12 protein-coding genes are annotated in these 13,695 nt (G+C 62.0%); 4 read left to right on the forward strand and 8 right to left on the reverse strand.

Annotated features, from left to right (window positions below; translation table 11 throughout):
• Nucleotides 1-30: 30 nt before the first annotated feature.
• From ACMGF7_RS02570 to ACMGF7_RS02600, 7 genes are all read right to left on the reverse strand, one after another.
• Nucleotides 31-1,173: a glycerate kinase gene (locus ACMGF7_RS02570; protein ID WP_164095477.1), complete on the reverse strand. Its 1,143-nt coding sequence runs from the start codon at nucleotides 1,171-1,173 to the stop codon at nucleotides 31-33.
• Between the two features lie 128 nt (nucleotides 1,174-1,301).
• Nucleotides 1,302-2,555, reverse strand: coding sequence for an MFS transporter (locus ACMGF7_RS02575; RefSeq protein ID WP_226882941.1), 1,254 nt, complete (start codon nucleotides 2,553-2,555; stop codon nucleotides 1,302-1,304).
• Nucleotides 2,556-2,810: 255 nt separating this feature from the next.
• Nucleotides 2,811-3,692 (reverse strand): 2-hydroxy-3-oxopropionate reductase, encoded by an 882-nt coding sequence (gene glxR, locus ACMGF7_RS02580; RefSeq protein ID WP_049242749.1) that lies wholly within the window; start codon nucleotides 3,690-3,692, stop codon nucleotides 2,811-2,813.
• A 10-nt stretch (nucleotides 3,693-3,702) separates the two neighbouring features.
• Nucleotides 3,703-4,482 carry a hydroxypyruvate isomerase gene (gene hyi / locus ACMGF7_RS02585; protein WP_049242750.1) on the reverse strand — a complete coding sequence of 260 codons (780 nt, stop codon included), beginning with the start codon at nucleotides 4,480-4,482 and terminating at the stop codon, nucleotides 3,703-3,705.
• Nucleotides 4,483-4,493: 11 nt separating this feature from the next.
• Nucleotides 4,494-6,275 (reverse strand): glyoxylate carboligase, encoded by a 1,782-nt coding sequence (gene gcl, locus ACMGF7_RS02590; RefSeq protein ID WP_197800136.1) that lies wholly within the window; start codon nucleotides 6,273-6,275, stop codon nucleotides 4,494-4,496.
• A 119-nt stretch (nucleotides 6,276-6,394) separates the two neighbouring features.
• Nucleotides 6,395-7,210 (reverse strand): HTH-type transcriptional repressor AllR, encoded by an 816-nt coding sequence (allR, locus tag ACMGF7_RS02595; RefSeq protein ID WP_015376892.1) that lies wholly within the window; start codon nucleotides 7,208-7,210, stop codon nucleotides 6,395-6,397.
• A 70-nt stretch (nucleotides 7,211-7,280) separates the two neighbouring features.
• Nucleotides 7,281-7,766, reverse strand: a complete 486-nt coding sequence (locus ACMGF7_RS02600) for an ureidoglycolate lyase (RefSeq protein ID WP_015376891.1) — start codon at nucleotides 7,764-7,766, stop codon at nucleotides 7,281-7,283.
• A 353-nt stretch (nucleotides 7,767-8,119) separates the two neighbouring features.
• Between ACMGF7_RS02600 and allS the strand changes: the two genes are divergently transcribed.
• From allS to ACMGF7_RS02615, 3 genes are all read left to right on the forward strand, one after another.
• Nucleotides 8,120-9,034 carry an HTH-type transcriptional activator AllS gene (allS, locus tag ACMGF7_RS02605; protein ID WP_049242754.1) on the forward strand — a complete coding sequence of 305 codons (915 nt, stop codon included), beginning with the start codon at nucleotides 8,120-8,122 and terminating at the stop codon, nucleotides 9,032-9,034.
• Between the two features lie 72 nt (nucleotides 9,035-9,106).
• Nucleotides 9,107-10,012 carry an SPFH domain-containing protein gene (locus tag ACMGF7_RS02610; RefSeq protein WP_004940203.1) on the forward strand — a complete coding sequence of 302 codons (906 nt, stop codon included), beginning with the start codon at nucleotides 9,107-9,109 and terminating at the stop codon, nucleotides 10,010-10,012.
• Nucleotides 10,013-10,014: 2 nt separating this feature from the next.
• Nucleotides 10,015-10,476 (forward strand): NfeD family protein, encoded by a 462-nt coding sequence (locus tag ACMGF7_RS02615; RefSeq protein ID WP_049242756.1) that lies wholly within the window; start codon nucleotides 10,015-10,017, stop codon nucleotides 10,474-10,476.
• Here ACMGF7_RS02615 and cueR read toward each other — a convergent pair.
• Nucleotides 10,473-10,874 (reverse strand): Cu(I)-responsive transcriptional regulator, encoded by a 402-nt coding sequence (cueR, locus tag ACMGF7_RS02620; RefSeq protein ID WP_015376888.1) that lies wholly within the window; start codon nucleotides 10,872-10,874, stop codon nucleotides 10,473-10,475. The two genes, ACMGF7_RS02615 and cueR, sit on opposite strands and share 4 nt — an antisense overlap.
• 107 nt (nucleotides 10,875-10,981) lie before the next feature.
• On the opposite strand from cueR, the gene copA reads away from it, so the two are divergent.
• Complete coding sequence (gene copA / locus ACMGF7_RS02625) at nucleotides 10,982-13,693, forward strand: copper-exporting P-type ATPase CopA (RefSeq protein WP_164095472.1); 2,712 nt, start codon at nucleotides 10,982-10,984, stop codon at nucleotides 13,691-13,693.
• The last annotated feature ends 2 nt before the right edge of the window (nucleotides 13,694-13,695 follow it).

Here is a 13,695-nt window from a genome sequence, read left to right on the forward strand (position 1 = left end):
CCACCTGCCCGCGCAGCGTGGCCTTCTTTTTTATCCCAATCGCTGGCCGACGCGCATCGCGCGGGCGACGTTGGCGGCGCTGAGCTGCAGGTTAAGCTCGCCTTGCGACAGCGCAACCTCCAGCGTACTCAGACGCGGCAAAATGCTGAACATCGCGTCGATCCCCTGCGCGTGCAGCGCCTCCGCCCCTTCCTCCACCACGCCGGCCAATGCGATAACCGGCAGGCCGCGCGCCCGCGCCAGACGGGCGACGCCGGACAGCGCCTTGCCGCCCAGCGTTTGGCTGTCGATGCGCCCTTCGCCGGTGACCAGCAGATCGGCCTCCGCCAACGCCAGCTCCAGCCCCAGCGCCGCCATCACGATCTCGATGCCCGGCTTCAGCGTTGCACCGAGAAACACCAGGCAGGCGATCCCCATGCCGCCCGCCGCACCGCCGCCGGCGACATGCTGCACGTCGCGGCCGGTGCTCTGACGGATCACCTCAGCGTACTGCGCCAGGCCCTGCTCCAACTGCGCCACCATCGCCGCCGTCGCGCCCTTCTGCGGGCCGAACACCGTCGCCGCGCCGCGCGGCCCCACCAGCGGGTTGTCTACGTCACAGGCGACCTCAATCCGACACTGCCGCAGGCGCACGTCCAGCCTGCTGAGATCGATACCGTTCAGCGTCGCCAGCTCGCCGCCGCCCCACGGCAGTGCCCTGCCGTCCGGACGATAAAAGCGGCCGCCCAACGCCTGCACCATGCCGACGCCGCCATCCACCGTGGCGCTGCCGCCGATGCCGAGGATCAGGTGGCGAATGCCCTGATCCAGCGCATGCAGGATCAGTTCGCCGGTGCCGTAGCTGGTGGCCAGCAGCGGGTTACGGCGTTCCGCCGGCGTCAGCATCAATCCGCTGGCCGCCGCCATCTCGATCACCGCCGTCTTGCCGTCGCCGCTGACGCCGTAAAACGCCGCCACCCGTTCCCCCTGAGGTCCCGTTGCAGTCACGCTCACCTTGCGCCCGCCGGTGGCGGCCACCAGCGCATCCACCGTGCCTTCGCCGCCGTCGGCGATCGGCAGGCAAACGCACTCGGCATCGGGATAAACCTCGTGAAAGCCGCGCGCGATCGCCCGCGCCGCCAATTCCGCGCTGACGCTTTCTTTAAATGAATCCGGTGCAATAACAATTTTCATGACGCATCCTTTATTCGAACGGAAATAAAAACGGCCATGCCTTCCCCCGCTGAATTAATCAGATGAAGAACGCATGGCGGAATAAAATAAAACTGTTGCCGATTATTTAATTAAGATGAAGAAAAGCGTTATTTATTGACCCATTTCGCCGGCACGCTGTAGGTCAATAATGCGCCCACGATCATCATCGCCGACAAAACGCACATCGCCGCCAAGTTACTGTGGGTCAGCTGTTTGAAATATCCGATAATGTAAGGTGAAATAAATCCGCCGATATTGGCGATGGAATTGATGAGCGCAATGCCCGCTGCGGCGCAGGTGCCGGTAAAGATGGCATTCGGCAGGCTCCAGAACAGCGGCGACGGCACCAGGCTCGACGCCACCGCCACGCACAGCGCCGCCATCACCACGTGCTTGTTGTCCGGGAACAGGCCGATAAAGATCAGCGACACCGCCGCGATGCAGAACGGCACGATAATGTGCCAGCGCCGCTCACGATGCTTGTCCGAACTGCGCGCGGCCACCAGCATCGCCACCACCGCCAGCATGTACGGCAGCATGGTCAGCAGCCCAATATCCATCACCGAGGTCACGCCGGTGTCGCGAATGATGGTGGGCACCCAAAACGCCAGCCCGCCTTGCCCCATCACGGTACAGAAGCAAATCAGCCACATTTTGGTGAACGCGGACGACCTCAGCATGCTTTTCATCGTCCACTCCTGCCCGCCGGCGGCGCCCTGACGCGGCGCGCTCTGCGCCATATCCTCTTTGATCAGCGCCTTCTCCTGCGGGCTGAGCCACTTGGCGCTCTGATAGGTATTATCCAGGAAGCAAAAAATGACGATGGCGATCAACAGCGCGCGTGGGCCGCTGATAAAGAACAGCCATTGCCAGCCGGAGAGGTTCATCAGGCCGTTCATGTGTTCGATGATCCAGCCGCATAGCGGGCCGCCGATGATGTTGCTGACCGGGATGCCGCACACGAACAGCGCCGTCATCTTGGCGCGCTGGCTGGAGGGGAACCACAGCGTCAGGTAGAGGATCACGCCGGGGTAAAAGCCGGCTTCCGCCAGCCCCAGCAGAAAACGCGCCAGGTAGAATTGCCAGGGGTTGGTGATGAAGATGCTCAGCATCGAAATCGCCCCCCACACCACCATCAGCAGCGCGATGATCTTTCTGGCGCCGTAGCGGCTCAGCAGAATATTGCTGGGCACCCCGGCGATGATATAGCCGATGAAAAATACCCCGGCCCCCAGCCCGTAAACGGCTTCGGCCATCGAGACATTGCCGTTCAGAATATCGGGCATCATTTGGAATTTCGAAAACGAAATCCCCACCCGATCGAGATAACCGACGATATAGCTCACTAATAGAATGGGCATAATACGCCAGGCGATTTTTCGATATAAACGATTTTTGTCAGGGGCGGTAAGAATATCTTTGTCAATAACAGCATTATCGGTTGCCATATTCAGTGTCTCCTTGGGTTGGCATCCTGCTTTTTACTTTTTATTGTGCTGAATCATTTTTTATTGGATTGGCGGGGGCCCTCTTTATTTATCATAAAGAGGGCGTTATTAATGTCGAACATCTCTGATTCTAATGATAAGCCGGCGAATGAAACGCCGGCGGGCGCCTTAGCCGGCTACCCGGTGGTTGCCCATGATTTCCAGCGCCCGCACCAGCGCGGAGTGATCCAGTTCGCCGTCGCCATTGGCGGCGCAGACGTTGAACAACTCCTGGCAGGTGGCGGTATTCGGCAGGCTGAGCGCCAGCGCCTTCGCGCCCTGCAGCGCCAGATTGAGATCCTTCTGGTGCAGCGAGATGCGGAACCCCGGCGCGAACGCCCGCTTGATCATCCGCTCGCCATGCACCTCGAGGATGCGCGACGAGGCGAAGCCGCCCATCAGGGCTTCACGCACCCGGGCCGGATCGGCGCCGGCGCGCGAGGCGAACACCAACGCTTCACTGACCGCTTCGATGGTCAACGCCACGATGATCTGATTGGCGACCTTGCAGGTTTGCCCGTCGCCGTTGCCGCCGATCAACGTGATGTTCTTGCCCATCAGCGCCAGCAGCGGTTGCACCCGTTCGAAGGTCGCTTGCTCGCCGCCCACCATGATGGTCAGCGTGCCCTGTTTGGCGCCCACTTCGCCGCCGGAAACCGGCGCGTCCAGGTACTGGGCGCCCAGCTGGTTGATGCGCTGCGCAAACGCTTTGGTCTCCAGCGGTGAAATGGAGCTCATGTCCACCACTACTTTGCCGTTCAGCTTGCCGGCGGCGCAGCCGCGTTCACCAAACAGCACCTCCTCCACCTGCGGCGTATCCGGCACCATGATGAAGATCACGTCCGCCTCATCCGCCACCTGCTGCGGATCGCTGCAGGCGATGGCCCCCTGTTGCAGTAACGTTGCCGGCACCTCATGTCGGGTGTGGGCGTAAAGCGTGTGCCCGCCCGCCAGCAGCTTTTCCGCCATCGGCGCGCCCATGATGCCCAGACCGATAAATCCCACTTTCATTTTCATCTCCTCAAGACAGGTATTTTTTAATCCATGACAGGCCGCTTTCCGTGGTGGTGAGCGGTTTGTATTCACAGCCGATCCAGCCGCGATACCCCATGCGATCCAGCTGCGCGAAGATAAACTCGCAGTTGATTTCGCCGGTGCCGGGCTCGTGCCGCCCCGGGTTATCGGCGACCTGGATGTGGTCGATCCTCGCCAGCAGGCGCTCGAGGGTCTGCGTCAGCTCTCCTTCCATGCGCTGCATGTGGTAGAGGTCGTACTGCAGATACAGGTTGGGGCTGCCGATCGCCTCGATCAGTTCGATCGCCTGCCGGGAGGTTTGCAGGTAGAACTGCGGCATGTCGTAGCGGTTGATCGGTTCGATCAGCAGGCGAATATTTTGCCGCGCCAGGGTGTCGGCGGCGTAGCTCAGGTTCTCCTTCACCCGTTCGTCGGTGGCGTGGCGGCCGACGGCGGGATCCGGATTGCCGATCAGACAGTTGATGCGATCGCAGCCCAGCGCCTGCGCATACTCGATCGCGCGCCCGACGCCGTCGCGGAACTCCGCTTCGCGCCCCGGCAAGCAGGCGATGCCCCGTTCGCCCGCTGCCCAGTCGCCGGCCGGCAGGTTGAACAGCACCTGGCTCAGACGGTGCGCCTCCAGTTCGCTGCGCAGCGCCGCGATCGGATAGTCGTAAGGGAACATGTATTCCACCGCGCTGAAGCCCTGCTCCTTCGCCCGGCGGAAACGCTGCATAAAATCGACTTCAGTGAACAGCATCGACAGGTTGGCTGAAAATTTCGGCATAGTAAGGCTCCTCAGCGGTAATCAAAGAAGTTGACCGAGGTCGGCGCGTCTTCCGGCGTTGCCGCCACCGGCTCGAACTCGTTGACGTTATCCAGCTCGGTGCCCATGGAAATATTGGTGACGCGCTCCAGGATGATTTCCACCACCACCGGCACCCGGTGCTGCCGCATCAGTTCCTGGGCCTGACGGAACGCCGGCGCGATCTCTTCCGGTTTGAACACCCGCAGCGCCTTGCAACCCAGGCCTTCCGCCACCTTGACGTGATCGACGCCGTACTCGCCAATTTCCGCGTTGTTGATGTTTTCAAACGACAGCTGCACGCAGTAATCCATATCGAACCCGCGCTGTGCCTGACGGATCAGCCCCAGATAGGCGTTGTTCACCAGCACATGGATATACGGCAGCTTGAACTGCGCGCCGACCGCCAGCTCTTCGATCATGAACTGGAAATCATAGTCGCCCGACAGCGCGACCACCTTGCGCTGCGGATCGGCGGCGCATACGCCCAGCGCCGCAGGCAGCGTCCAACCCAGTGGGCCGGCCTGACCGGCATTGATCCAGTGACGCGGTTCGAAAACGTGCAGCATTTGCGCGGCGGCGATCTGCGACAGCCCGATGGTGGTGACGTAGCAGGCGTCGCGGCCGAAGGCGCGGTTCATCTCTTCATACACCCGCTGCGGCTTGACCGGTACGTTGTCGAAATGGGTCTTGCGCAGCATCGTTTGCTTGCGCTGCAGGCAGGCGGCGCACCAGGCGTCGCGATTCGGCAACTCGCCGCGTTCGAAACGGCGCTGCGCCGTGTCCACCAGCATTTGCAGCGCGATGCGCGCGTCGGAAACGATGCCCAGGTCCGGGCAGATCACCCGGCCAATCTGCGTCGGCTCGATATCAATATGCACCACCTTGCGCCCGGCGGTGTACTTATCCACCGAACCGGTGTGGCGGTTGGCCCAGCGGTTGCCGATGCCGAACACCAGATCCGAGTCCAGCAGGTTGGCGTTGCCGTAGCGGTGCGAGGTTTGCAGGCCCGCCATGCCCGCCATCAGCGGGTGATCGTCCGGAATGGCGCCCCAGCCCATCAGCGTCGGGATCACCGGCACATTGCAGATCTCCGCCAGCCGTTGCAGCAGATCCGCCGCATCGGCGTTGTGAATGCCGCCGCCGGCGATGATCAACGGCTTTTTCGCCGCGCACAACAGATCCAGCGCTCTGTCGATCTGCGCCTGGGTGGCCGCCGGCTTATAGGCGGGCAGCGACGAGTAGGTGTCCGGATCGAACTCGATCTCCGCCATCTGCACGTCGAAAGGCAGGTCGATCAACACCGGGCCCGGCCGGCCGGAGCGCATCAGGTGAAACGCCTGCTGTAGCACCCGCGGCACCAGCGCCGGTTCCTGCACGGTGACCGCCATCTTGGTCACCGGCTTGGCGATCGACTCGATGTCCACCGCCTGAAAATCTTCCTTGTGCAAACGCGCGCGCGGCGCCTGGCCGGTAATGCACAGGATCGGAATCGAATCGGCGGAGGCGGAGTAAAGGCCGGTGATCATGTCAGTGCCCGCCGGGCCGGAGGTGCCAATACACACGCCGATATTGCCGGCGGCGGCGCGGGTATAACCTTCCGCCATGTGCGAGGCCCCTTCCACGTGCCGCGCCAGATAGTGTTTGATGCCGCCGTGTCGCCGCATCGCATCGTAGAACGGGTTAATCGCCGCGCCGGGCACGCCGAACGCGGTGGTGATCCCTTCTTTTTCCAGCACGTGCATTGCCGCGTCTACCGCTCGCATAATTGCCATGTGATGCTCTCCTTAATTTATTGGAAAATTTTTCCAACTTTGAAATGCCGTCAAAAAAACCCGTCTGCTCATCAAACGGGGAGTCTTGTTCCGCGCCGGCTCACCCCGGCACGCGACGATTACGCCTTGCTGCGCGATTCACCCAGCGCGGCGCTGATATCTCTGGCCACTTCCCCCACCAGTTCACCCAGCTCTTTGAACCGCTCCTTGCCGACCCGCGAACTGGGCCCGGAAATGGAAATAGCGGCGATCACGTTGTTGTTGCGATCGAAAATCGCCGAAGCCAGGCAGTTCAGGCCCAGCGCGTGCTCTTCATCGTCGATGGTGTAGCCCTGCTCCAGCGACTGATGCAGATCCTTGCGCAGCAGGTTCACGCTGGTCAGGGTTTTCGGCGTATAGGATTGCAGCCCCGAACGCACGATCAGATCCAGCATCTCTTCTTCCGCCAGCGGATACAGCAGCGCCTTGCCGGCGCCCGATGCGTGCAGCGGCAAGCGGCTGCCCAGCGGCGCGCACATGCGCACCATCGCCTGGCATTCGCATTGGCGAATCAGCACCGCATCGAAATTGTTGCGGATCGCCAGGTTGGCGGTCTCGCCGGACAACAGCATCAGCCGCCGCATGAACGGCCCGGCTACCGATACCACGTCGCGATCGTTCATGTAAGCGGAGCCGACGGTGAACGACTGAATGCCGATATGCCACCAGCCCAGCTGCGGATCCTGAAAGACGAATTCCGATTTCTCCAGCACTTTCAACAATCTGAAGGTGGTGGACAGCGGCAACTCCAGCTTTTCGGACAGCACGGAAACCGACGAGCTTCCCCCGGCGTTGGCCAGATACTGGAGGATCTCCAGCCCGCGATCCAACGCCTGCGCCCCTTTGGTCGCGCCGGCTTCGGTGGCGGGTCGTCCTTTCCTGCGTAATTCGGTCATTCAAGCTTCCTTTATCAGTGACGGCATGGGTGACGCTATGATAAACGCCCTGCGCGGCGTGCGGCCAGCGCTATGCCAAAACTATGCGATACGGCTCCGGCAAGCGGCTGACTACGCAGTTGTCGGCGCCTGCACGATCGATGGTGAAAAAGTCGGTGACTTTCGCATAGGCGAACAGCGGGTGATGCCAGACGTTACGATGATAGTTGATCCCCTGTTTGCCGTTGGTGATAAAGGCGCGCAACGTGCCAACGGGGATCGTTTCGCCCGGTTCGGCGACGATCACCACGAAGCGTTCGCCGTTCATCGGCACAAAGGCCTGCGACGAGAGCGGATGCTTTTCCAGCAGGGAAAAGGTCATCGGCAGCTCGCAGGGTTCCGCCCGGTTGATGCTGGCCAGCACCCGGTTGCCGTCCGACACCTCAATCTTGGCGAGATCGTGATAACGCTCGGTTTTTCCGTCATTGATATGAAAGAAACGCGAACCTTCTATCTGCAATACATCGCCATAAGGCGCAAAGGCCGCCGGCGTTAATTCTTCGATGACTAAATCCATGTGATTCTCCAAAGCGCATGACCCAGACGACGATTAAACGGCGATATTTCACCCAACGCCTTCACTCTAGACAGCGCATGGCAAATTTGACAGCAATTTTTTGGAAAATTTTTCCATAACAAGATCGTCCGCACATTTCACGATCGGAATCCCATATTAATTGCTTGAAATCAATGAATTAAAAAAACACCTGATCCACGATCGACAAGAATAGGGCTGCGTATGCTCATCGCTATCCGGTGATTCTGTGACCGGGATCGTGGGGTTGGGCTTTGCCGCTGCCTATCGTGTCGCAACATCAGTAGATTCTTCTCACCGATAACCGAAAAGGCGGTGTCAGCCAAGGACCCCACATGCTGGATCACGAAACCATTCGTTCGTTTATCAAAGTTGCCGAGTGCCAAAGCTTCTCGCGCGCGGCAGAGTTGCTGCATAAAACCACCGCCACCATCAGCTACCGCATTAAAACGCTGGAAGAGAGCATCGGCACGCAGCTGTTTATCCGCACCACCCGCACCGTCAACCTGACGCCGGCCGGGGAGTATTTGCTGGAGCGCTGCCGCCAGTGGCACACCTGGCTGGACGCCATGCCGGGCGAACTGCGGCAAATCAACGACGGCGTAGAGCATCAGGTGAATATCGTGATCAACAACTTGCTGTACGACGCCGCCGCCGTAGCCGGGCTGTTGACTCACCTGCACGACAAATACCCGTTCACCCAATTCCACATTTCCCGCCAGGTGTACATGGGCGTGTGGGACGCGCTGCTGAATGAGGATTGCCATCTGGCGATCGGCGCGGCGGGCAATGAATCGCTGGAAAACAGCATCAAGGTGCTGCCGCTCGGCAAGATCGATTGGGTGTTCGCCATTTCGCCGACGCATCCGCTGGCCGCTGCAGCCGATCCGTTGAACGAAACGCAGCTGCGCCCTTATGCCGCAATCAACGTCGAAGATACCGCACGCCATCTGGCCAAGCGTACCGCCTGGTTGCTGTCCGGCCAGCAGGAGATCAAGGTGCCGGACCTGCGCACCAAGCAGGAATGCCATCTGCGCGGTCTGGGGATCGGTTTCCTTCCGCGCCAGCTGTGCCAAACTTACCTTGATAGCGGCGAATTGGTGGCCAAGCAGCTCAGATATCCGCGCCAACCTTCACCCCTGTCGCTGGCCTGGTCCGATGCTCGCGGCGGCGAAGCAGTGCGCACCCTGATCAGCCTGTTCCAGACGCGGGACCCGTTAATCGCGGGTTTGGTCAGCGCCCTGGATTAAGTCGCGGTATCGGTAGGCATTTTTCCTGCGCTGGCGTAATATCTGTTTACATATGTCTGACAGGAGGTTTGCATGCTTACTTTTATTCCCATCGTGATCGTCGTCGCGCTGATTGTGGTGTTCGCCGGCGTCAAAATTGTGCCGCAGGGGTTCCAATGGACGGTAGAACGCTTCGGCCGCTACACCAAAACGCTGATGCCGGGCCTGAACCTGGTGGTGCCGTTCATGGACCGCATCGGCCGTAAAATCAATATGATGGAGCAGGTTCTGGACATCCCTTCGCAGGAAGTGATTTCCCGCGATAACGCCAACGTGGCCATCGATGCGGTGTGCTTTATCCAGGTGGTCGATCCGGCGCGCGCCGCTTACGAGGTCAGCAACCTCGAACAGGCGATCGTCAACCTCACCATGACCAACTTCCGCACCGTGCTCGGCTCGATGGAGCTGGACGAAATGCTGTCGCAGCGCGACAGCATCAACAGCCGCCTGCTGCACATCGTCGATGAAGCGACCAACCCTTGGGGGGTGAAGATCACCCGTATCGAGATCCGCGACGTGCGCCCACCGGCGGAACTGATCGCCTCGATGAACGCCCAGATGAAGGCCGAGCGAACCAAGCGCGCCGACATCCTGGAGGCGGAAGGGGTGCGCCAGGCGGCCATTCTGCGCGCCGAGGGTGAGAAACAATCGCAAATCCTGAAGGCCGAGGGCGAACGCCAGTCGGCGTTCCTGCAGGCGGAAGCGCGTGAGCGCGCCGCCGAGGCCGAGGCGCGCGCCACCCAGCTGGTGTCCGACGCCATCGCCAGCGGCAACATTCAGGCGGTGAACTACTTCGTGGCGCAGAAATACACCGACGCGCTGCAGAAGATCGGTTCCTCCAACAACAGCAAAGTGGTGATGATGCCGCTGGACGCCAGCAGCCTGCTCGGCTCGATCGGCGGCATTACCGAACTGCTGAAAGAAAGCAAAGGCAAATAATCATGCTCGAACTGATCGCGGCGAATCCGCTGTGGTTCTGGCTCTCCCTCGGGGGCGTGTTGCTGGCGGCGGAAATGCTCGGCGCCGGCGGCTACCTGCTGTGGAGCGGCGTGGCGGCGCTGTTGGTCGGCGCCTTGATCTGGCTGCTGCCGGCGCTCGCCTGGGAATGGCAAGGCGTGATCTTCGCCGTCCTGACCGTCGTCGTCGCCTATCTATGGTGGTACTGGCTGCGTCGCCGCCCGGCGGCAGCGTCCGGCGGTTCACCGGTGCTCAACCAGCGCAACCGTCAGCTGATCGGCACCCGCGCCACGCTGACGGAGCCGATGCACAACGGCATGGGGCGCATCAATATCGGCGACAGCAGCTGGCGCGCGCAGGCGGCGGAAGATCTGCCCGCCGGCACCGAAGTGGAAGTGGTGGCGGTGGAAGGGGTCACGCTGGTGATCCGCGCCATCAGCCGTTAATTCGAACGACAGCATCCCGCCAGATTATTGATGATGGGGCACTCGGCCCCCTCATCGCCCGGACATTGTTCCGCCAGCGTCAACAGGCGTTGGCGCATTTCGCCCAGTTCGCTGATGTGCCTTTCGATCTCCGCCACCTTCTGCAGCGTGCGCGCCTTCACGTCGGCGCTGTGGCGGGCCGGATCGTTGAACAACGCCACCAGCTCACGGCACTCGTCCAGGTTGAAGCCCACCTGCCGCGCCTGGCGCAGCAGCGTCAGCTCTTCGACATGCCTGGCGGAATAGTGGCGGTAACCGTTATCGCTGCGGATAGGGGCGGTAATCAGCGCTTTCTCTTCGTAAAAACGAATCGTCTTGCTGGTTAAACCGGTTTTTTTCGCGACGTCGCTAATATTCATTTTCCCTCCTTGACCTTACCCTTGCTGGAAGGTTTAAGCTCCATTCTTAGTGAAAACAGGTCAGGCGGTCAACCTTTAAACACCGCCCTTAAGCAAGGAGTCCAATCATGTCACACACTACTATGCTGGCATTACAGGGGTTGTCCTGCATGAACTGCGCGCAGCGGGTGAAAAAAGCCCTGGAAAGCCGCAGCGATGTCGAACAGGCCGAGGTTAACGTCCAATACGCCAAAGTGACCGGTGAAGCGCCGGACAGCGCGCTGATCGACAGCGTGATCGCCGCCGGTTATCAGGCCGAAGTCGCGCCGCACGCCGATACCGAACTGCAGCTGAGCGGCCTGAGCTGCATGCACTGCGTCGGCAGCACCCGCAAGGCGCTGGAAGCGGTACCGGGCGTGTTCGCCGCCGAGGTCGAGATCGACAGCGCGAAAGTGTACGGCGATGCCGATCCACAGGCGCTGATCGCCGCAGTAGAACACGCCGGTTATCACGCCAGCGTGGCGGGCGCCGTCGTCCCAAAAACTGAGCCGTTGACTGACGCAACACCTTCGTTGCCGGACGTTCAGCCAGCGGCGCAACCTTCCCTTCCGGCAACCGACAGCGCGGACGACAGCGTACAGCTGCTGCTCAGCGGCATGACCTGCGCCAGCTGCGTCAATAAAGTGCAGCAGGCGCTGCAAAGCGTCCCCGGCGTGGAGCACGCCCGCGTCAATCTGGCGGAGCGCAGCGCGCTGGTGACCGGCGCCGCCGATGCGCAGGCGCTGGTGGCGGCGGTGGAAAAAGCCGGCTACGGCGCCGAGATGATCCAGGACGAAACCGAACGTCGCGAACGGCAACAGCAGACCGCTCGCGCCAACATGAAGCGCTTTAGCTGGCAGGCGGCGCTCGGTCTGGCCCTGGGGATCCCGCTGATGGCCTGGGGGCTGTTCGGCGGCAGCATGACGCTGACGCCGGAAACCCAGCGCCCCTGGCTGCTGGTCGGCGTCATCACCCTGGCGGTGATGGTGTTCGCCGGCGGGCACTTCTACCGCAACGCCTGGCGCGCGCTGATGAACGGCAGCGCCACCATGGATACTCTGGTGGCGCTCGGCACCGGCGCCGCCTGGCTCTACTCGATCGCCGTCAACATTTGGCCCGATTTCTTCCCGATGGAAGCGCGCCACCTCTATTACGAGGCCAGCGCGATGATCATCGGTTTGATCAACCTCGGCCATGCGCTGGAGCAGCGCGCTCGCCAGCGTTCTTCGCAGGCGCTGGAGCGCTTGTTGGATCTAACGCCGCCCACCGCCCGGCTGGTAACTGACGACGGCGAGCGCGATATCCCGCTGGCGGAGGTGCAGCTCGGCATGACGCTGCGGCTGACTACCGGCGATCGCGTGCCGGTCGACGGCGAAATCGTACAGGGTGAAGTCTGGCTTGATGAAGCGATGCTGACCGGCGAAGCGGTGCCGCAGCAGAAAGGCGCCGGCGACACGGTGCATGCCGGGACGGTGGTCGACGACGGCAGCGTGCTGTTCCGCGCCGCCGCCATCGGCAGCCAAACCACGCTGGCGCGCATCATCAAACTGGTGCGTCAGGCGCAGAGCAGCAAACCGGCGATTGGCCAACTGGCTGACCGCGTCTCGGCGGTGTTCGTGCCGGCGGTAGTGGCGATCGCCCTGTTCAGCGCGGCGATATGGTACTTCTTTGGCCCGCAGCCGCAGCTGGTCTATACGCTGGTGATCGCCACCACGGTGCTGATCATCGCCTGCCCGTGCGCATTGGGTCTGGCGACGCCGATGTCGATCATCTCCGGCGTCGGCCGCGCGGCGGAGTTCGGCGTGCTGGTGCGCGACGCCGACGCCCTGCAGCAGGCCAGCCAGCTGGACACCCTGGTGTTCGACAAAACCGGCACCCTGACCGAAGGGAAACCGCAGGTGGTGGAGATCCTGACCTTCAATCAGGTCAGCGAACAGCATGCGATCGGCTGGGCAGCCGCGCTGGAACAAGGCTCCAACCACCCGCTGGCGCGCGCCATCATGGAACGCGCCACCGGGCAAACGCTGCCGCAGGTAGCGCAGTTCCGCACCCTGCGCGGCGCCGGCGTCAGCGGGGAGATCGACGGCGTACAGGTGCTGCTGGGCAACGCCGCGCTGCTGGAACAGCATCAGGTAGCGACCGCCGAACTGGATGCGCCGATGCGCGCCCAGGCCGAACGCGGCGTAACGCCGGTGCTGCTGGCCGTGGACGGTAAACCGGCCGCGCTGTTCGCCATTCGCGATCCGCTGCGCGAGGACAGCGTTGCGGCGCTGCAGCGCCTGCACCAGCAGGGGTATCAGCTGGTGATGCTGACCGGCGACAACCCGGTAACCGCCAACGCCATCGCCAAAGAGGCCGGTATCGATCGGGTGATTGCCGGCGTGCTGCCGGACGGCAAAGCGGCGGCGATCAAACAGTTGCAGGCGCAGGGCCAGCGCGTGGCGATGGTCGGCGACGGCATCAACGACGCCCCGGCGCTGGCGCAGGCCGACGTGGGCATCGCGATGGGCGGCGGCAGCGACATCGCCATCGAGACCGCCGCCATCACCCTGATGCGCCACAGCCTGCACGGCGTGGCGGATGCGGTAGCGCTGTCGAAGGCCACGCTGCGCAACATGAAGCAGAACCTGTTCGGCGCCTTTATCTACAATACGCTGGGCATTCCGATCGCCGCCGGCGTGCTCTACCCGCTGACCGGCACGCTGCTCAGCCCGGTGGTGGCGGGCGCGGCGATGGCGCTGTCGTCCATTACCGTGGTCAGCAACGCCAACCGGCTGCTGCGTTTTAAACCCAGGAAGTGATT

Source organism: Serratia sp. BNK-17 (assembly GCF_048684935.1).
GTDB classification, from domain to species: Bacteria; Pseudomonadota; Gammaproteobacteria; order Enterobacterales; family Enterobacteriaceae; genus Serratia; species Serratia nematodiphila.

Excerpts from the sequence above, each read along its gene's own strand:
- allR (WP_015376892.1), bottom strand. The coding sequence starts at position 7,210 with ATGACCGAATTACGCAGGAAAGGACGACCCGCCACCGAAGCCGGCGCG.
- allS (WP_049242754.1), top strand. The coding sequence starts at position 8,120 with ATGCTGGATCACGAAACCATTCGTTCGTTTATCAAAGTTGCCGAGTGC.
- cueR (WP_015376888.1), bottom strand. The coding sequence starts at position 10,874 with ATGAATATTAGCGACGTCGCGAAAAAAACCGGTTTAACCAGCAAGACG.
- gcl (WP_197800136.1), bottom strand. The coding sequence starts at position 6,275 with ATGGCAATTATGCGAGCGGTAGACGCGGCAATGCACGTGCTGGAAAAA.
- ACMGF7_RS02615 (WP_049242756.1), top strand. The coding sequence starts at position 10,015 with ATGCTCGAACTGATCGCGGCGAATCCGCTGTGGTTCTGGCTCTCCCTC.
- ACMGF7_RS02575 (WP_226882941.1), bottom strand. The coding sequence starts at position 2,555 with ATGCCCATTCTATTAGTGAGCTATATCGTCGGTTATCTCGATCGGGTG.
- hyi (WP_049242750.1), bottom strand. The coding sequence starts at position 4,482 with ATGCCGAAATTTTCAGCCAACCTGTCGATGCTGTTCACTGAAGTCGAT.
- ACMGF7_RS02600 (WP_015376891.1), bottom strand. The coding sequence starts at position 7,766 with ATGGATTTAGTCATCGAAGAATTAACGCCGGCGGCCTTTGCGCCTTAT.
- ACMGF7_RS02610 (WP_004940203.1), top strand. The coding sequence starts at position 9,107 with ATGCTTACTTTTATTCCCATCGTGATCGTCGTCGCGCTGATTGTGGTG.
- copA (WP_164095472.1), top strand. The coding sequence starts at position 10,982 with ATGTCACACACTACTATGCTGGCATTACAGGGGTTGTCCTGCATGAAC.
- ACMGF7_RS02570 (WP_164095477.1), bottom strand. The coding sequence starts at position 1,173 with ATGAAAATTGTTATTGCACCGGATTCATTTAAAGAAAGCGTCAGCGCG.
- glxR (WP_049242749.1), bottom strand. The coding sequence starts at position 3,692 with ATGAAAGTGGGATTTATCGGTCTGGGCATCATGGGCGCGCCGATGGCG.